Origin of the sequence: Lampropedia aestuarii, from assembly GCF_004803635.1 — a bacterium.
GTDB lineage: Bacteria > Pseudomonadota > Gammaproteobacteria > Burkholderiales > Burkholderiaceae_C > Lampropedia > Lampropedia aestuarii.
Map to the genome: position 1 here is coordinate 23204 of NZ_SSWX01000012.1, position 20042 is coordinate 43245.

Annotated in this window: 12 protein-coding genes; 5 read left to right on the forward strand and 7 right to left on the reverse strand. The window is 54.0% G+C overall.

The window, feature by feature from the left end; all coding sequences use genetic code 11:
- Window positions 1-828 precede the first annotated feature (828 nt).
- Both E8K88_RS10315 and bioB read left to right on the forward strand, forming a co-directional pair.
- The gene (locus E8K88_RS10315; RefSeq protein ID WP_136406586.1) at window positions 829-2430 is read left to right on the forward strand and encodes a phosphodiester glycosidase family protein; all 1602 of its coding nucleotides are present in this window, start codon (window positions 829-831) and stop codon (window positions 2428-2430) included.
- 898 nt (window positions 2431-3328) lie between these two features.
- Entirely contained in the window at window positions 3329-4414 is a 1086-nt protein-coding gene (bioB, locus tag E8K88_RS10320; RefSeq protein ID WP_136406587.1) for a biotin synthase BioB, read from the forward strand.
- A gap of 56 nt (window positions 4415-4470) precedes the next feature.
- On the opposite strand, the gene E8K88_RS10325 is transcribed toward bioB, so the two are convergent.
- The gene (locus tag E8K88_RS10325) at window positions 4471-5412 is read right to left on the reverse strand and encodes a DMT family transporter (RefSeq protein WP_168797304.1); all 942 of its coding nucleotides are present in this window, start codon (window positions 5410-5412) and stop codon (window positions 4471-4473) included.
- Between the two features lie 553 nt (window positions 5413-5965).
- Between E8K88_RS10325 and aceA the strand changes: the two genes are divergently transcribed.
- From aceA to infC, 3 genes are all read left to right on the forward strand, one after another.
- The gene (aceA, locus tag E8K88_RS10330) at window positions 5966-7285 is read left to right on the forward strand and encodes an isocitrate lyase (RefSeq protein WP_136406589.1); all 1320 of its coding nucleotides are present in this window, start codon (window positions 5966-5968) and stop codon (window positions 7283-7285) included.
- A gap of 357 nt (window positions 7286-7642) precedes the next feature.
- Complete coding sequence (gene thrS / locus E8K88_RS10335) at window positions 7643-9562, forward strand: threonine--tRNA ligase (RefSeq protein WP_136406590.1); 1920 nt, start codon at window positions 7643-7645, stop codon at window positions 9560-9562.
- A gap of 109 nt (window positions 9563-9671) precedes the next feature.
- Complete coding sequence (infC, locus tag E8K88_RS10340; RefSeq protein WP_136406654.1) at window positions 9672-10289, forward strand: translation initiation factor IF-3; 618 nt, start codon at window positions 9672-9674, stop codon at window positions 10287-10289.
- 291 nt (window positions 10290-10580) lie between these two features.
- On the opposite strand, the gene bfr is transcribed toward infC, so the two are convergent.
- The 6 genes from bfr to ugpQ form a co-directional block, all read right to left on the reverse strand.
- Window positions 10581-11060, reverse strand: a complete 480-nt coding sequence (gene bfr / locus E8K88_RS10345) for a bacterioferritin (protein WP_136406591.1) — start codon at window positions 11058-11060, stop codon at window positions 10581-10583.
- Between the two features lie 410 nt (window positions 11061-11470).
- On the reverse strand, window positions 11471-12352 hold the full coding sequence (locus E8K88_RS10350) for a polyphosphate kinase 2 family protein (RefSeq protein WP_136406592.1): 882 nt from the start codon (window positions 12350-12352) through the stop codon (window positions 11471-11473).
- A gap of 81 nt (window positions 12353-12433) precedes the next feature.
- A complete protein-coding gene (locus tag E8K88_RS10355; protein ID WP_136406593.1) occupies window positions 12434-15091 on the reverse strand; it encodes a plasma-membrane proton-efflux P-type ATPase in 2658 nt (885 codons plus the stop codon).
- Between the two features lie 311 nt (window positions 15092-15402).
- Complete coding sequence (locus tag E8K88_RS10360; RefSeq protein ID WP_136406594.1) at window positions 15403-17700, reverse strand: arginine/lysine/ornithine decarboxylase; 2298 nt, start codon at window positions 17698-17700, stop codon at window positions 15403-15405.
- Between the two features lie 490 nt (window positions 17701-18190).
- On the reverse strand, window positions 18191-19084 hold the full coding sequence (locus E8K88_RS10365) for a recombination-associated protein RdgC (protein ID WP_136406595.1): 894 nt from the start codon (window positions 19082-19084) through the stop codon (window positions 18191-18193).
- A gap of 158 nt (window positions 19085-19242) precedes the next feature.
- Window positions 19243-20031, reverse strand: a complete 789-nt coding sequence (gene ugpQ, locus E8K88_RS10370) for a glycerophosphodiester phosphodiesterase (RefSeq protein WP_136406596.1) — start codon at window positions 20029-20031, stop codon at window positions 19243-19245.
- Window positions 20032-20042: the final 11 nt, after the last annotated feature.

The window sequence follows — 20042 nt, forward strand, 5'->3', positions numbered from 1 at the left end:
GCTATGGACGGGCAAGTCTTGCGAAGTGGACCATATAGGCCCCCACGCAGACCGCATGAAAGCGTTTTACAAAGCTTGGTCGAACGATCTTTGCTTGATCTTTCTCTGCACAGGCGCTGCATGGGCAGTCCATGTCAGCCCACTACAAGATGTAGACGACGCAGCATTTGGGCCTTTCGCTGATTCGTTAAACCTTGTCCGAGTGATTACCAGATCGCAGCGTTCATTTATTTGGCATACGTTTGTCACGTTGCTGCAACTTGGATCAGGCGCAATAGCGGCGGCGAAGCCCCTGCGGGGATGGTCTGCCCAACACTTGTATGTAGACCACATCAATGGGCGAAGAACGCCGTGCGCGCGAAAAAGCACAGTTAGCCTAGACAGTACAAGCGCTAAGAGAAGGCTATACAACGAGCCACCAACACATGTGCTGACTGCGCATCGCGATGTGTGGCAATTGTGTTGCTTCACAGCCGGTATGAATGCCATGGCACGGTGCACCCCTCAGGCAGTGCCCTTGCTTGCCAAAGGGCATCCTTCTCTATTTACATGGAGGGGTGGATAACTTTGCTGCGCAATCACGTGGGGCTTTTTAGGCGTTTTTTAGCAACAAACATCTCTATGTGCTCATAACTAAAAACGGCCAAGTTTTGACGAGCGATTGTATCCAGTTTAGCGTTTTTTTACATGCTTGCATGTTTGGCATGCTTATTTAATTGAATAGCTGTTCTTCGCATTTTATTTAACTAAAAGAGAGGTGATTTTTCTAATATTAATTATTGATGATTGTATTTGATTTTTAATTTATTTAATGGGTGTGAGGTATTTATGTCGTATCGGTTTTTGGTGGTCGTGGCAATATTTTTATCTATTGCAGGATGCGGGTCTTCGGACGAGGTGGCATCCTCTTGGCAAGTGCCGGATTTGTCTATTGGAGTGCCTGACTTAAAGCAAGATGTTGTTAAAAGAGATGTGGTTGAAGGGGTTGAGTTCTACGATATTCTAAGAGGTGAGTTCGGGGGGGATTCTTATATTTTATCCAGTGGCGTTCTTGATTCTGCAGCTGTCGGTCAATACATGGCCTTGCTAAAAAGATTGGCGATAGATTATTCTTTGGAGTCTGCTGCTGAGAGGGCCCCTCAAGGCAATCAGATTGGAGATATTTTAAGAATAAGAAGTGTGCGAAATAGGCAAGATGCTGAAGATCTTTCCAGGAAATTGCAAGAAAATGGTTTGATTTTTAATGTGGTTTACAGTGCCCAGGAGGGGCTTGAAACAACTGGTCCATTTAAAATAAGCCTGCTTAAAATTGATTTGAATCAATTCGATGGAAGAATTGTTAATTCATTGGCCCAAAAAACCATGCAAGGAGCAGAGACAGTCAGTGCCATGTCAGTTCGGGAAAAATCCGTTGCGGGCATCAACGGCGGCTATTTTGTTTTTAATGATGAGGTTGGTGATTATGGGGCGCCAGCAGGAATTTATGTTGAAAATGGCGTACTGCTCAGAGAGGCGAGCAATGATCGTCCTGTGCTAATTGTGGATAATAGTGGTGATAAAACAAATATTATATTTGGTCGCTCTGTGAGAACCGAATTGTTTTTAAAGCAAGGCAATCAATACATTCAATTGAATGGGCTCAATAGAAAGCCGGGGCTTCTTTTGAATTGTGGCGGTTATGAAGGGCGTCCGCTGATGGAGCCTGCGCATGATTTTTTATGCACTAATAGCAATGAAGTGATTGCTTTTGATCGTAATTACGGAGCTTTCACGCCAGTGGGAGATGTGAGTGAGCTGATTTTATCCCCGGAAGGTAGTTTGGTCGATTTTTCTAAATCATCTGGTACAGAAATTAAAGAAGGCCATACCTATATTCAATTCTCAGGTAATAAATTTTTTGATTTTAATCAACAGGAAACAATGGAGCTGGTGCAGCGTGTTTATGTCGATGGCAAAGAATTTCAATTGAAGCCTGGTATTAGCATGGTGAGTGGTGGGCCCACTCTCATATTGGATGGGAAGTTGGCGGATGGATTAAGAGCCAGGCAGGGTTGGAATCCTTTTCCACGAAAAACAGAGTCTGACGATCAAAATACAGATGAAAATGCTACATTGCCTGTCGGCATTGAAAACAGGGAAGCATTTTATGGGAATTGGGTTTTACGGCGGCACCCACGCACTGCCATAGGATTGACGGCAGAAAATATTTTGTATATGGCTGTTGTTTATGGCCGAAATCCAGGTGTATCTGAAGGTGCTACGATTACGGAGATGAGCAACTTGATGAAAGCACTGGGTGTCGATCACGCCATGAATTTAGATGGGGGCGGCTCCTCCATCATGGTGTTGAATGATCAGCCTACTGGCCCATTTTCTGATCCACAAGAAAGGATGGTTTCAGATGCAATATTTCTGGTTGCGAATGAGTGAGTGAATCGATAAAAACTGCTGAAAGGCAGCCTCACCAGTCTGCTGAAGAACCGCCCGGAGCCAACTGCATTTTCCTGGCCCTCGGTTGATGTTTTCGCCTTCCGGGGGTCTCTTGCATTTGATACCTGCGCTCCTTATTTCCTGCGCTTAACCGTGCTGCGGGCGCGCCCGTGCCTGCAGGCCTCGCATGGGCGTGAAGTTGTACGCGGCCATGCACAGCATGAACAATTGATCCAAGCGCTGCAGGCCCCTGCCAACACTTGCCGGATGTAGCCACGCCTCGTACACGCGGACAAGCAAAGCTGCCTGTTAACCAAGGAACGATCGACCATCTCGCGCATGGCTGGCACAGGGGTGCAAAGAGGGTAACAGGCGCTGTTGTCTCAGTCATTGAGGTACGGCTGGAGGAGGTGTTTCAGCAGCCTGCTAGGTGCAGTTGCCATAGCAGGCGACACGGCCGAAAAAGAGTTGCGCAGTAGATCGGCAGATGCCGCGCCCAAGCTTCAACAGGCTCTTAGGCACTTTCAGCTTTAACGCAACCATAGTTTGACCACGCCAATGGTGCAGTAGCGATTGACTCCAAGATGTCGTGTGGCTGCAAACAAGATGCACAAGCCGCACCTCTTGGATCGCCACTATGTGCCCCTGTGCATGCATGCAGATGGCATCTGAACCGCGCACAACGGCAATACTGCCAACGATGTGTGGACAAAGAGCAATTTTATTTATTATGTCTCGATTGGTTGATAACTGCTGCTAATGCACAGATAAGGTTCGGGCAAAAATGCAGACTTTGATGTTCTATCAATCTCTATGCAAGCGTTGCTATGGCGTTAACAATGGCTCTTTGAATGAGTTTATCTAGCCATAGATAGACAGTCCTGTTTATAGGAGCGCTATGTCGACCAATCAACAAACACATGACCACGATGCAAGCCGCTACCCATCCGTACCCTCAGTGACGGGATTAACGGCCGAGCAGCCCATTTTTTTGCACCGTCCTGTGGCATCGAGTCAATCCACCGAATCTTTGCCATGGACGGTCGACAAAGTCCAGGCATTGCTGGATTTGCCTTTCATGGATCTGCTGTTCCAAGCCCAAACCGTGCACCGTGCACATTGGCCCAACGGCGATATCGAATTGGCGACATTGCTGTCGGTCAAAACGGGCGGTTGTCCAGAAAACTGTGGTTATTGCCCGCAGTCCGCTGAGTACGACACGGGGGTGAAAGCGCAAAAGTTGCTGGATGTGGAGGAGGTCACTGCTGCAGCCCAAGCGGCGAAAGACGCAGGGGCCACACGCTTTTGCATGGGGGCAGCCTGGCGTGCGCCCAAGGACAGGGATATTGAGAAAATCGCCAAACTGGTAGTTGCCGTCAAAGACCTGGGTATGCAAACCTGTGCGACGCTGGGAATGCTCAGCCCGCACCAGGCGACTGCCTTGCGCGATGCGGGCCTGGACTATTACAACCACAACCTCGATAGCGCGCCTGAATACTATGACCAAGTGGTCGATACCCGCAGCTACCAAGACCGTCTGGACACATTGGAGGCTGTGCGCGCTGCTGGCATCAGCGTGTGCTGCGGCGGCATTGTGGGCATGGGCGAGGCGCCGGTGCACCGTGCTGGACTAATTGCGCAGTTGGCCAATTTGCAACCGTACCCAGAATCTGTGCCTATCAATAGTCTCGTGCCAGTGCCAGGCACGCCGTTGGCAGATTCCGACCCGGTTGATCCGCTGGATTTCGTGCGCATCATTGCGGTGGCCCGAATCACAATGCCCAAGGCGCGTGTGCGGCTCTCGGCTGGCCGCCAGCAATTGGGTGAAGCAGTGCAGGCGCTGTGCTTTTTGGCCGGCGCCAATTCGATCTTTTATGGTGACAAGCTGCTGGTCACGGGCAATCCAGAGGCCGACTCCGATGCACGCTTGCTGGCCAAATTGGGGGTGAATGGCCACCGCGTGGAAGTGGCGCAAGAGCATTGAGGGTGCGGTGAATGGAGGGCGCAGACCGTTTGTTGCGCCCATCGTTTATTGATGGATTAGCTGGCTCGCGGCTTGGTTGGGCGCAGCGTCAAGATCGCTCCACCCACGCCGCTGCAGACAATCATCGCAATGCCAAAGAATGATATTTCGTCGGGGATATTGTCAAACAGCAACCAGCCCAGCAAGGTTGCGATAGCAACTTGCACATAGAGGTAGGGCATCAGCACCGTACTTTTGGCAAAGCGGTACGCATGGATCAGCAGCAAGTGCCCAACGGTTCCGCAAATGCCGCCAGCGATCATCGTCGCCCAAATGGCCCAGTGGAAATCAGGTGTTTGCCAAAAGAACGGCAGCACACAGGAGGCCAGCACCAACCCCAGCACGCCTGTATACAAATGTGTGGTTAAGGGTTCGTCGTATTGGGCGACGTGGGCGGTCACCAACAAATAAATGACGTTCGAGACCACTTGCATCAGAGGAAACAAGATATACCAGCCTAAGCCCACATTGCCTGGGCGCACGATCACCAGTGCACCGGACAGTGCCAACGCCAATAAAAGCCAGCGTGCAATCGAGAGTTTCTCGTGCAGCACCAGCATGGCCAAGACCGACACAACCACCGGTGCAATCAGGGCAATGGCTGTGAACTCAGCGATCATGATGTAGCGCAGGCTGAGAAAGGCAAAGGCGTTGCTCATCACAAAACAACACGCACGCACAATTTGCCAGGGCCAGTTATTGCTGCGTGGCAGCCATTGGCCGGTTTTCTTGTACAGCATCCCCATGGTCAAAGTGGTGTGCACCAGATAGCGTATCCACAAGGCCATCAACACGGGCACTACGGCCGCTACGTAGCGTACGCTGCTGTCTAACAATCCGAAAAATACCACGGCCAGGCAAGTCAATAGGATGCCCGTGATGGCGGAGGGATGGGATTTGGTGGTCACTGCGCGTGGATGAACGAAAGCGGTCAAAAGATGTGCGCGGGATACGCGCATATGCCTGCTTGGCTCATGGGCCTTGGTATCGTGTGAGAAAGCACGCATCGCTCAGCAAAGTGGATTGATGCAGCACATTCCTGGACAACGTTCGGGTGCTGAACAGGCTGTCTGTCAGGACTGGAGCGCGGTATAGAAAGGCGATGAACAGCAGTTCAGCTGACATTATCGTGCAGTAATACTGTGTATGTTTGCAAACTCTGCAGGCCTTCGTCTGCGCTTGAGGGTCTTTATTGATTGGCACTTGGGCGCAATCGTTTTCGTCGCCGCGGTAGTACAGCCTATGGAAGTTCGATTGGTGGCTGAGCGGGCACGTTTTGATTCATGTTATTTCACATTATGAATTCACTTTCATTCAATGGAATGTGATGATGTTGCGGTGCAATATTGATCTCACTTTGAGGAAATTAATGCCTTATTGTGAAATTTAATATATAAGACATTGAAATTAAATGAATTAATTTAAGTCATATATAAGACATAAGAAGTAATTTTGCTTGCTTGAGACGTTAAAGTTACTCCATCGCAAACGTTTTTTAAACAGGAGTACCCGATGACCAAGCAACTCAACCGTGAACAGCAAATCGCAGCTCTCGAAAAAGACTGGGCAGAAAATCCACGCTGGAAAGGCGTGAAACGCGCTTACTCGGCAGCCGATGTTGTTCGTCTGCGCGGCAGCCAGCACATTGAGCACACCTTGGCACGTCAAGGCGCTGAGAAATTGTGGGCAAAGATCAATGGTGGCGCTAAAAAAGGCTATGTGAACGCCTTTGGTGCGATCAGCGCAGGTCAGGCGATGCAACAAGCCAAAGCAGGTCTTGAGGCGGTTTATCTGTCTGGCTGGCAAGTGGCTGCTGATGGCAACACCAGCGAGACCATGTACCCAGACCAGTCGCTGTACGCTTACGACTCGGTGCCAACCATGGTGCGCCGCATCAACAACACTTTCAAACGTGCCGATGAGATCCAATGGGGCCGTGGCATCAACCCAGGCGATGAACAATTCATCGACTACTTCCTGCCTATCGTGGCCGATGCAGAAGCCGGCTTTGGTGGCGTGCTCAATGCTTTTGAGCTGATGAAGAACATGATCTCAGCCGGTGCTGCTGGCGTGCACTTCGAAGACCAATTGGCAGCAGTGAAAAAATGCGGCCACATGGGCGGCAAAGTGCTGGTGCCAACGCAAGAGGCAATTGAAAAACTGGTGGCTGCACGTTTTGCTGCTGACGTAATGGGCGTGCCTACCATTGTGCTGGCCCGCACCGATGCAGAGGCCGCCAACCTGATCACCAGCGACCACGACGCCAATGACAAGCCATTCTTGACTGGCGAGCGCACGCAGGAAGGTTTTTACCGCGTCAAAAACGGTTTGGAACAAGCGATCAGCCGTGGTGTTGCTTACGCTCCCTACGCCGATCTGGTGTGGTGCGAAACTGGTACGCCAGATCTGGGCTTTGCGCGTGAATTTGCCCAAGCCGTGCACGCCAAATGCCCAGGCAAGCTGCTGTCTTACAACTGCTCGCCATCATTCAACTGGAAGAAAAACCTGGACGACAAAACCATTGCAGCTTTCCAGGAAGAATTGTCGGCACTGGGCTACAAGTACCAGTTCATCACCTTGGCCGGTATCCATATCAACTGGTACAACACATTCCAGTTCGCCCATGCATACGCCAACGGCGAAGGCATGAAGCATTACGTGGAAATGGTGCAAGAGCCAGAGTTCGCCGCACGTGAGAAGGGCTACACCTTTGTGTCTCACCAGCAAGAGGTGGGTGCAGGCTACTTTGATGATGTCACTACTGTGATTCAAGGCGGCAGCTCCAGCGTGAAAGCCTTGACAGGTTCGACCGAAGAAGAGCAGTTCCACTAAAAGCCAGGTCGTGCCATCCAGCAGCATCGGGGGGTGTTGGTGGATGGCAAAGCACAAAGCCCGCACAAGCGGGCTTTTTTATGGGAAAATGCCAAGCTATTGAGAGCTTTAGCTGCGTAGCACCTGCACGCCCTGCACAATAGCAGGCAACGGCAGCGCACAGAGCTAGGGCTGAGACGGCATCATAGATGAAAGTCTTTATTGCAAACCATGAGTGAACAGCGCCGAACGCCATTGTGATGAGTCCAACCCTGCCTGCCAGGGAGGTTGTTTGCGCCTGTTTGTTCTGTATGCTGACCATTCAAGCGCGGCCTTTGCCGCGTTTTTCTTTTTAATTCTGGCCTTGCTGGTATTTTCATGATTCACATTACCCTTCCAGATGGCTCGCTGCGCGAGTTTGATCAACCCGTTTCTGTGGCCGATGTGGCCCTCTCGATTGGCCCAGGCTTGGCCAAAAATACGGTAGCGGGCAAGGTCGATGGTCGTTTAGTGGATGCCAGCGACGTGATCGACCATGACGCCAAACTGCAAATCATCACCCCTAAAGACGAAGAGGGCGTGGAGATCATTCGCCACTCGTGCGCCCACTTGGTTGGCCATGCGGTCAAGCAGTTGTTTCCAACTGCCAAGATGGTGATTGGCCCTGTCATTGACGAAGGCTTCTATTACGACATCTCATTTGAGCGCCCATTTACGAATGAGGACTTGGCGGCCATTGAAGCCCGCATGAAAGAGCTGATCGCCAAGGATTACGACGTGATCAAGCGCATGACACCCCGCGACGAAGTCATTCGCATCTTCAAGGACCGTGGTGAAGACTACAAGCTGCGCCTGGTCGAAGACATGCCTGACGAAACCGCAATGGGCCTGTATTTTCACGAAGAATATGTGGATATGTGCCGTGGTCCACACGTGCCCAACACCCGCTTTCTCAAAGCATTCAAGCTGACCAAACTGGCCGGTGCCTACTGGCGTGGGGATTCTCGCAACGAGCAATTGCAGCGCATCTATGGCACTGCATGGGCCGATAAAAAGCAGCTCGATGCCTATATTCAACGCATCGAAGAAGCAGAAAAGCGAGACCACCGCAAACTGGGCAAAGAGCTGGATTGGTTCCACCAGGACGAGCACTCACCAGGCACCGTGTTCTGGCACCCCAAAGGCTGGATTGTTTGGCAGCAGGTCGAGCAGTACATGCGCCGTGTTTACCAGGACAATGGCTACCAAGAGGTCAAAGGCCCGCAAATTCTGGACAAGACTTTATGGGAGCGAACCGGCCACTGGGACAAATACCGTGAAAACATGTTCACGACTGACAGCGAAAAGCGCGAGTACGCGCTCAAGCCGATGAACTGCCCAGGCCACTTGTTGATCTTCAACCAGGGCATGAAGAGCTACCGCGATCTGCCACTGCGCTACGGCGAGTTTGGCCAGTGCCACCGCAATGAGCCTTCGGGCGGCTTGCATGGCATCATGCGCGTGCGTGCGTTTACGCAAGACGACGGCCATATTTTCTGTACAGAAGAGCAGTTGCAACAAGAAGTGCAGCACTTCACCCAGTTGCTGCAAAGCGTCTACCGTGACTTTGGCTTTAGTGACATCATCTACAAAGTGGCCACACGCCCAGAAAAGCGCATTGGCACTGAGGAGAGTTGGGACAAGGCCGAAGGTGCTTTGATCGAGAGCTTGAAAGCCGCAGGCGTTGAATACCGCATTGCCGAAGGCGATGGTGCATTCTACGGCCCGAAACTGGAGTACACCTTGCGTGATGCGCTGGGCCGAGAGTGGCAGTGCGGCACGATCCAAGTCGATCCATCCATGCCTGAGCGCTTGGGTGCAGAGTACGTCGGTGAAGATGGCGCACGCCACCGCCCATTGATGCTGCACCGTGCCATTGTGGGCAGCTTGGAGCGTTTTATTGGTATTTTGATCGAGCATTACGCAGGAGCGATGCCAGTGTGGCTGGCGCCTGAACAGGTCAGTGTGCTCAATATCACCGACTCACAAGCCGATTACTGTCGCGAAATTGTCGCAAAACTTCAAAAAGCCTTGCCACACAACCCTATTCGTGCGAGTGTGGATCTGCGCAATGAGAAGATCAACTATAAAATACGCGAACACGCCATGCAGAAGGTGCCATTTATTTTGGTTGCCGGTGACAAGGAAAAAGCCGCAGGCACTGTGGCTGTCCGGGGTCGAGGCAATCAGGACCTTGGCGTGATGCCACTGGAGCAATTCATTGCAATGTTGACTGAGAAAATCCTCAACAAAGAATGAAGCACATGCTGCAGTGATTGCTTTGTATGAAGCATTGCTGCTGCAATTGTCTGCGCCGCTCAAGCTGATCCTAGCCAATGAGCGGCTTGATTGAAACCAACCCTTGAAGGTGAGAGCCATAGCTACTGAATACCGTGACCGTCGCCACCGTGAAGAGCGCAAGCACCGTTTGAACCGTGAAATCAATGCCCCTGAGCTGCGTTTAACCGGACCTGATAATGAGCCTATCGGCGTTGTAAGCCTGCAGGAAGCTTTGCGCATGGCAGGTGACTTGGATGTGGATCTGGTTGAGATTGCCGCCAACGCAACTCCGCCTGTGGCACGTTTGATTGACTACGGCAAATTCAAATACCAAGAGCAAAAGCGTGCTGCTGATGCCAAGGCAAAGCAAACCGTCATTGACATCAAAGAAGTGAAGTTCCGCCCAGGAACGGACGATGGCGACTACAACATCAAAGTGCGCAATATTCGCCGCTTTTTGGATGACGGCGATAAAGTCAAGATCACTTTGCGCTTTCGTGGCCGTGAAATTACCCACCAAAATCTGGGTCTGGACTTGCTCAACCGTCTGCGCGATGAACTGGCCGATATCATTGTGGTCGAGCAGTTTCCTAAACTGGAAGGTCGCCAAATGATCATGATGATTGCGCCACAACGCAAGAAGGCAGCTACATCTGCCAAGCCAAAGGGAGCAGAGGCCGCTGCGCCTGAGGCTAAAGAAGAGTAAGCACCAGGCCTAGAGCTTGTTGCTGTGAAAGGCCGCCACCTGCTTGCAGTTGGCGGCTTTTTTGTGTTTTAGCGCGCGAAAAGTCGGCTATGTACTTTGCGACTTGTCTGCAAGCATGTTGTGATGGCAAGGAGCTTGGGTTGTCACACACAGATACCGCACACATGAAAAAGGCTCCTAGCAGCTAGGAGCCTGTTCGCCTTCACTGCTGATGCACGCTTTGCGTTGCATCGCCGGGCGCAGTAGCAGGTGTGGTTGTTGCTTCAAGCAGCTTAGCCGCCTTGGCAAAGATCAATGCGATTGTTCCTGCATTTGCGATTGCAGGTAGTTTGGCAGCCCAGTTTTTTCAATCAGTGACAGCTGGGTTTCCAGGAAATCAATGCGCTCTTCAATGTCTTCAAGCATCTCTTGCAGCAGATCGCGCGACACGAAATCCATTGCCGTTTCAGCCTGCGCAATGCCTGCTTTCAGGGCTTTTTGTGATTCAAGCTCCAGTTGCAAATCGCATTCCAGCAACTCTTGCACATCCTCACCAATGCGCAATTTACCCAAATCTTGCAAATTGGGCAGTCCATCGAGCAGGAAGATACGTGCCATCAGCTCGTCCGACTGCTTCATGGCCTTGATCGAGGCCTTGTACTCAGACTGGCCCAAAATACCAAAACCCCAGTGCTGCAACATGCGGTAGTGCACAAAGGTCTGGTTGATATTGGTCAGCAGGATTTTGAGTTCAGCCTGCAAGTGGCTCATGACTTGTGGGTCACCGATCATGGGGCTCTCCATTTCATTATTAATCGCGATTCAGTAAATGCTATTGTTTCAAGCTTAGCGCCATCTGGCAATCCATTCCCATGCGTGCGCAGTCGGGTTGCGCTTGATATTAAGAACGGTTCTCTCTACGCGCCGCAACAGACGGTCGAGCAGTCCATAACGCGCTCTATGCAGCTGCACGCAGGCTGCGCAGCCGCACAAGCCGCACAAGCCGCGAAGGACGTGCAGGACACAGGCGCAGTTAAGGCACTGGTTCTGAAGCAGCCTATGCTTGCGCAAAAAGGGGCAAGGCCACAGCTCGCCGGTATTGTCCAGCTTTTCTCAGTGCGATTGACGGCGCTGTGCTGGTTGAGAGGCTTGCACGGCGCTAACTGGTGCAGTCACGTGCTTGAGCGGCTGCCCCACTTGTCTCATCGGCTTTTCTTGCCATTGGCTTTTTTGCCGGTGGCTTCAGGCTTGCCGGGATGGGTTTCGGCACTATGGTATTGCGCGCGGATGGCTTGAATGTCGACCGTAGGTGCTGGCAATTGCATATGCAGGTCCTGCAGCGTTGCGGCAATGATTTGCGATGCCGCGAGATTGCGGAACCACTTGTTGTTGGAGGGCAAAACATACCAAGGCGCGTAGGCGGTTGAGCATTTATTCAGCATGGCCTCGTAGGCGCCGATATAGTCGTCCCATAAAGCGCGCTCAGTGTAGTCGCTGTCGGAAATTTTCCATTGGCGCATGGGGTCGTCCAGGCGCTCGCCAAAGCGCTTGAGTTGCTCCTCGGGGGAGATCATCAAAAAGAATTTGATGATGGTGACACCGCTTTCGTGCAGCAGCTGCTCGAATTCATTGATGCGATCGTAGCGTGTGGTCCAGACCGATTTTGGCACCAGATTGTGCACACGTGCAACCAACACATCCTCGTAATGCGAGCGGTTGAAAACCGCCACCTGGCCCAGGCCAGGCGTGTGCGGGTGCACGCGCCACAGGAAGTCATGCGCACGCTCTTGCGGGGTTGGCTGCTTGAAGCCAGTCACACTCACGCCCTGCGGGTTCATGCCTTTGATTACATGCCAGCAGACCCCGTCCTTGCCGGCCGCATCAATGCCTTGAAGCACGATCAGCAGCGCATGCTGCTTCTCGCCGTAGAGCAGGCGCTGGTGCTCGGCAATCGTACTGAGGTGCTTGGCAATCTCTTCAGCTGCTTCTTTTTCGCTGTCGTGCGAGCCGTGCCAGGCTGGATCGAGCTTGCTGAGCCGAACTTTAGAGCCGGGTTTGACGATCAGTTTTTTGCGGTAGTCCATCCGTTTCTCTCCCTCATGAATTGAATCTGTTGGCGGTGCGTGCTTGGCTCACTGGCCCGGCGGGTCAGCCGGGCGGGTAGATCACGCGCTGGCGGCAATTGGAGCATGGAGGCCTGGCGCTTCAGTGCGCGCAGGCGGACCATAACGGTAATAGGCCAGCTTGACTGCGTCGGTCAGCACCGTCCAGACCAGTACATAGGCCCATACCAGGCCAATCAGCGTCCAAGGCAGTGGCGTGACCAATACGCCCGCAGCGCACAGCAACACAGCCACGATTTGCGTGGCTACCACCGCCAGGAACAATTGCCAAGACGGGTACAGCGGGCGGAAAATCGAGCGGCGCGTGCGCACGACAAACAGCAGCATATGCCCGCCAGCGGCCAACTGCAAAAACAGCGCCGTTTGCAGGTGGCTGGCGTCCAGTGGAATCCAGGCTTGCAAGGTTGGATTGCTGATCCACTCCATGCCAATCAGCACCAAACCAAAGCTTTGTGCTGTGGCCATCACGCCCATCAGAATCGAGAACACCAGAATATGGTGCATTTCCCAGCGCACTGGTTTTTTGGCAGGACTGACGCGGTCATAGGCAATCGTCATGATTGGAATATCATCGAGCAAGGCCAGCACCACAATCATGATGGCAGTCAATGGCTGGATGTTGAAAATCACACTCGACAGTACCACCACCACCATGATTGCAATGGTCATCGCAATGCGGTAGTACACATAGGAGTTGATGCGCTCGAAGATCTGCCGACTTTCTGTGATCGCATTGACGATGGTAGACAAGCCTGGCGCGGTCAGGATCAAGGCTGCTGCATTACGCGCAGCATCGGTGGCGCCTGATACAGCAATGCCGCAATCGGCCTGTTTAAGGGCAGGGCTGTCATTCACGCCATCGCCAGTCATCGCGACAATGTGGCCGCCTTGCTGCAGGGCTTTGACGATTTCGTATTTGTGCTCAGGAAACACCCGGCCAAAGCCATCGGCTTTTTCTACCGCCGTGATCGACGTCTGGGGAATGTGGGCAGCATCCGTGCCTTTGGGGAAAACGTCGCTGGCCACCAGCAGATTCGCGCCCATGCCCAGCTGGGTAGCAATTTCAGCGCCAATGGCTACATCATCGCCAGTGACCATTTTGACTTGCAGGCCCAGCTCTTTGGTATTGGCAATAGTCTCCTTGGCATCGGTGCGCGGAGGATCGAGCAAAGGCAAAATACCCAGCAGCTTCCAGCTGTTACCGCCATCGTCCGAGCTGGCCGCGCCCAGTGCGCGGTAACCGTGACTGGCCAGCTCGTGCACCTTGCTGTCGTAAGCCGTCTCGGTATTGGCATCAAGCTTGCACAAAGCGGCGATGGCTTGCGGCGCCCCTTTGGCGAACTGCCAGGCTTTGCCTGTGCTGTCTGTGACCGTGGCGATCGTGCGTTTGTTGACGGGATCAAACGGTGTGAAATGGGTTTGCTTGTATTGGCTGAGGTGGCTGGCATCGGTCACGCCTTTGAGTACGGCCTGGTCGATCGCGTCTTCACTGCTGCTTTGGGTGGCCAGGGCCGCGGCCAGGATGACCTCTTGCGCCTGGGCATTGTTGAAGACGATCGGAGCTGCCAGCGTGAGTTTGTTTTGCGTCAATGTGCCGGTTTTGTCTGAGCACAGCACATCGACACCAGCGAGCTCGTCAATGGCCGAGAGGCGCGAGACAATCGCCTTTTGCTTGGACAAGGCCAGTGCGCCCAAGGCCAGGGTCACCGACATCACTGCTGGCAATGCCACCGGCACAGAGGCGACCAGCAACACCAGCACAAACTGCAAGATCGAGCCCGCTGTTGCCCAGTTCCATTGATCAGGCACAATGATTTCGCGATAGACCTGCACACCAACCAAGACTGCAGCGAGAATGGCCGCCAGCAAAATCAAAAAGTCGCCAATTTGCACGACGGCTTTTTGCGAATGCGACTGTGAACCGGCCGAGGCCACCAGTTTGGCCGTGCGGCCAAAAAAGGTGTTGTTGCCGGTGGCAGTCACTACGCCTTGCATGTCACCTTGCTTGGCAATCGAGCCGGAGTAGGCGCTATCGCCGACCTTTTTGCTGACCGGCAAAGACTCGCCCGTCAAGGCTGCCTGGTCGACGCTGAGGTAGTCGCCTGAAATCAGCAGCAAATCAGCAGGCACAATTGCACCACCAGGTACATCGATGATGTCGCCCGGCACTACCGTGGCGGCATCCACGCTGACCCAGGCGCCATCACGCAAGGCACGTGCTTTGAGGGCCAAATCCTTTTTCAGAGCCGCCAAGGCCGAAGCCGCTTTGGCATCCTGCCAGAACCCAACGGCGGCGTTGTAGAGCAGCAAGCCCATGACCACGGCAAAATCTGCCCAGTCTGCGCGCAGCAAAGAGATCAGCGCGGCGGCCTCAATCATCCAGGGAATCGGGCCCCAAAAATAGCCAAACAACTTATGCCATAGCGGCTCTTCCTTGGCTTCAATGGCATTGGGGCCGTATTGGCTCAGCCGCTGTGCCGCGTCGCTGCTGCTCAGGCCTTTGGCCGACGACTTCAGTGTGCTCAATTGCGCGGCAATGGCCTCAGGGCCCAGGGTGCTGGTTTGGCCCTTGCTGCTGGTGCTGGGCGGTGTCGCCGCTGAGGTGGGGGAAGGGGGTGCTGCCGCAGCATTGGACTTGGCGCTGGGAGCTGGGTCGACTGGCTGCGCTTGCGCTGCGTTATTAGGCCTTTGATCACTCATACAGACTCTGCCCCTCTGAGTTGGTAGCCATTCGCATGCAAGCTATTAGCCGCAGCAGTGCGAAGGCTGGTAATTAATCGGCTTTATGTAGCATTTGCTTAATTATTTTGTCACTTCTTAAGTAATGTAGCAAGTTGTGTTTTGCGGCGCTAAGTTATCGCGCTCAATGGCCGTCAATTAGTTGGGTAGTTCGTAGCGCGCGATAGATGCGGTAAAAAAACAAAAGCCCCACAATGGCTTGTGGGGCTTTGTAAGCTGCAGCGGGGGCTGAGTTTTTCAGCCCATGGCAGACAGGCTGAAGGTATGTGCACTTAGAGTGCTACGCAATCGGCAAAGAATTGCTTGTTGCCGTCGGCGTCCCTTTCCATCACCAGGCCGTGGATATCGGTCTCAAAGCCTGGCAACTGTTTGGCAAATTCGCGTGCAAACTTCAGGTAGTCAACAATTTTCTTGTTGAAGACTTCACCAGGAATCAGCAGTGGAATGCCCGGCGGGTAGGGCGTGACCAAGCCGACGGTGATGCGGCCTTCCAGGTCGTCGATCTTGACGCGCTCGGTCTTGCGGCGCGCAATGTGGGCGTAGGCATCGGCGGGGCGCATTGCGGGTGTCAGATCAGACAGGTAAATCTCGGTCGTCAGACGGGCGATGTCGTGCTTCGCATAGAGCTGGTGTACGTGCTGGCACAAGTCGCGCAGACCCATCTTCTCGTAGCGGCGGTGCTGGGCCGAGAATTCCGGCATGACGCGCCACAGCGGCTGGTTTTTGTCGTAGTCGTCCTTGAACTGCTGCAAAGCCGTCAGCAAGGTGTTCCAGCGGCCTTTGGTGATACCGATGGTAAACATCACAAAGAAGCTGTACAGGCCCGTTTTCTCGACCACCACGCCGTGCTCGGCCAAAAACTTGGTCACGATCGAGGCAGGAATGCCGTTGGTGTCAAACTTGCCATCCAGATTCAGACCCGGCGTGACGATGGTCGCCTTGATCGGGTCGAGCATGTTGAAGCCGTCGGCCAGATTGCCAAAGCCGTGCCAGCTGCTGCTGGCTTTGCGGGACTTGCTGCCGTTGCTGCCAATGATCCAGTCGGCCGAGCGACCCACGCCTTCTTCGGCCAGCTTGTCTGGGCCCCAGACTTTGAACCACCAGTCGTTTTTGCCAAATTCCTCTTCGACTTTGCGCATTGCACGGCGGAAGTCCAGGGCTTCGAGCAAGCTTTCTTCGACCAAGGCCTCACCGCCAGGCAGCTCCATCATCGCAGCGGCCACATCGCAGCTGGCGATGATGCTGTACTGCGGGCTGGTGGAGGTGTGCATCAGGTAGGCTTCATTGAACAGCGCAAAGTCCAGCTTGCGCTCTTGCGAGTCCTGCACCAGCACGTGGCTGGCCTGACTGATGCCAGCGAGCAGCTTGTGGATCGACTGGGTGGCATAGACCACGCTGGTTTTGGGGCGCGCACGTTTTCTGCCCATCGCATGGTAGGTGCCATAGAAGGGGTTGAAAGCGGCGTGTGGCAACCAGGCTTCGTCAAAATGCAGGTTCTCGACATAACCGTCGAGCATGCTCTTGATGGTTTCGGTGTTGTAGAGCACGCCGTCATAGGTCGATTGCGTGAGCGTCAGCACGCGTGGTTTGACGTCTTTGACGTTGACGTCCTTGAGCAGCTCTTTCATCAAGGGGTTGGCCTTGATTTTCTTCTGGATGTTGGCTGGCTCGAATTCATCTTTGTGAATCGGGCCAATGATGCCAAAGTGGTTGCGTGAAGGCTTCAAGAACACCGGGATGGCACCTGTCATGATGATCGAGTGCAGCACCGATTTGTGGCAGTTGCGATCGACCACGACGACATCGCCAGGGGCGACGTTGTGGTGCCAGACGATTTTGTTCGATGTGCTGGTGCCGTTGGTGACAAAGAAGCAATGGTCGGCATTGAAAATGCGCGCCGCATTGCGCTCGCTCTCGCCAATCGCACCGTTGTGGTCCAGCAGTTGGCCCAGCTCTTCCACGGCATTGCACACGTCGGCGCGCAGCATGTTCTCACCATAGAACTGGTGGTACATCTGGCCAATCGGGCTTTTCAGGAAGGCCACGCCACCTGAGTGGCCAGGGCAGTGCCAGGAGTAGGAACCGTCATCGGCATAGTCCAGCAGCGCCTTGAAAAAGGGCGGCTGAATGGTTTCGAGGTAGTTCTTGGCCTCGCGGATGATGTGCTTGGCGACAAATTCGGGTGTGTCCTCGAACATGTGGATAAAGCCATGCAGCTCACGCAAAATGTCGTTGGGCAGATGGCGTGCCGTTTTGGTTTCGCCATGGATGTAGATCGGCACCTCGTCGTTGCGGCGGCGCACTTCGCCAATGAAGTCACGCAGGCTCTGGATCACCAAAGGCTCGCCTTCGTCGCTGCTGGTCAATTCCTCGTCATCAATCGACAAGATGAAAGCGCTGGCCCGGCTTTGCTGCTGCGCAAACAGGCTCAGATCCCCGTAGCTGGTCACACCAACCACTTCGAACCCTTCGGCTTCGATGGCCTGGGCCAAGGCGCGAATGCCAAGACCAGAGGTGTTTTCTGAGCGGTAGTCCTCATCGATGATGATGATGGGAAAGCGAAATTTCATGGGGTGACACTCCCGGAAAAGGCAGGCAGTTCAGGCCAAAATGGAAGGCCGCCCGCAGATGCGTAAACATGTGCGGGCGGAAATGGGCGAAGTGTAAACAAAAGGCATGGCAGCTGCATGAAAAAAACAATAAAACAGTGAAAGAAACACTGTTTCTCTGCCCGTTGCGGCTTGAAAGCGACGCTGCGGCCAGCTGCTCAGAGCCTGTTCATCATCTCCGCGCAGCCGCGTTGAAACCCAAAAGGATGCAATGCACTGCAAAAACCGCAGTCGGGCTATCTGTCCGGCGAGGATTTTTAATAAAGCAGCGTGCCTTTTGGGCGCCAACCCGAAGGGTTAGGCACAAAAAAGCGCATGACTGCGTTGCCCGTTTTGCTTATACAGACATAAGAGCAGCAACAGGCGCCTTGCACAGCCTCTTTTTTGTGCCTTGCGCGACTGCTTGGAGATGATGAACAGGCTCTTTGGTTTTTGCTGCAATGCGCAGCTTCTACAGCGTCTGTTCTTCACCACCCAGCGCCTCGATCAGCTGTGGGATCAGCTGGCTCAGCTCACCAGTGGTGATGGCTACATCGGCATCAAAATGGTCGTCGCTTTTGTCCTTGTCTTCGTGGACTGCATCGCTGAAGCTGAGCTTTTTGACCTGCAGCGTATCGGTCAGCACAAACTGGCAGCGTTCGCCCCATCCCAGGGACAGGCGTGTTGGGCGTTTGCCGGCTTGCAAGTGGCCGCGAATTTCGTCGATTTCCAGTGAGTGGCGGGCGTAGCGCACGCTGGCCTTGGTGTCATCAGCAGCTTTGAGCTCGCATTCATCACCGATGCTGAACGCTCCTGGTGCGCTTTGGTCTTCCAGCCATGCGGCCATCGCAGTGGCTGGGCTTTCCTGCGTTTGCACAATCTTGGGGATAAAGCCGGGCAACTGTTCGACCAAGGCCGTGAGAATTTCATCGGCTTTCTGTGGGCTGCTGGCATCAATCACCAGCAAGCCCTGTTTGGCATCAATCCAGACCCAGGTGCCCTGGCGCTTGGTGAAAGCCATTGGCAGCAAGCTCAAACGCGCCTCGTCTTTCAAATCACGCAATTCCTTGCGGCCAGGTTTGCGGCCTGTTTGCGCTTCCATTTGCTCACTCTTTTCTGCCACGTGTGAGTCGACTACCGAGCTGGGCAGAATTTTGGTTTCGGTGACATGGCGCAGTATCCATTGGCCATTGATGGATTCCACCATCGCGCCGTTGGCCTGGCCACGCGGCGGCACCCAGCCCAGCGCGCGCTCTTGCGTTGGTGTGCATGGCGTGAATGGGTGGGCTTCCAAGGCGTCGCTGGCCTGTGCCAGATCAGCTGACCAGCTGGAGGCAATGCGGAAAATCAATAAATTCTTGAACAAAACAAACTATCCTTGAATGAAGTGCGCAGCGCTCAGGTACGAAGGCAGGGTGCTGCGCACAATGGTGTGGTGGCCCATTATCGCCGCAGTGCTGGGGGCATAAACCTGATGCACTCAAGAGCTTGTGTGCCCGTGCTTTGGCGTGCGCCTGGTGGGCTTCATGGTGGGCTGCCCGTGTCTGTGTTGGCACCAGGGCCTAAGCGGTCAATTGCATCGGTGATGATGCCATCTGTGTGCATCGCAATCAGTGCATGGGCCTGATCAGGCGCGTTGACCGTGTAGCTGAGTGCGCGCATGCCCAGTGCGTGGCAGCGCGCCACACGCTCTGGCGCCCACAATGGATAGTGGCAGACCAGCGCCGCACACTGCAGCGCCTGTGTTTGCTCCCAAATGCGGTCTGACCAGTGCTCGACCAGCAAAGCCAGCGCAGCGTGTGTGCCAGTGCTGCCAAAAGCCTCTAATGCAGGCACAGAAAAAGACGACACCAAAGGCTGTGGTAGATCAGCAGGCCATTGCGCGCTGTAGCGCTCAAGCAGTGTGGCAACTGCCAAGCCTGTAGCGGCATCCTGACCAGGCAATGGTTTGATTTCGATATTCAAACACAGGCCTTGCGCCAGGCACCAGTGCAGCAGGGCATCCAGGCGCAGCAATGGCTCAGTGTGGAACAGCTGAGAATGCCAACTGCCAGCATCCAATTGCGCCAATGCAGACCATGGGAGTGCGGCGGGACTGCCGTGGGCATTGGTGGTGCGGTCCAGACTGTCATCATGCAACAAATACAGCACACCATCGGCGCTGAGTTTGGCATCGCACTCAAACATCCGAAAGCCGTGCTGGGCGCCCAGCATAAAGGCGGCCATGGTGTTTTCAGGGGCCCGCTTGCCGGCACCGCGGTGGGCTATCCAAAACGGGTAGGGCCAATCAATCCGGGCACAGGCAGAGGTCATGGCTTGCAGCG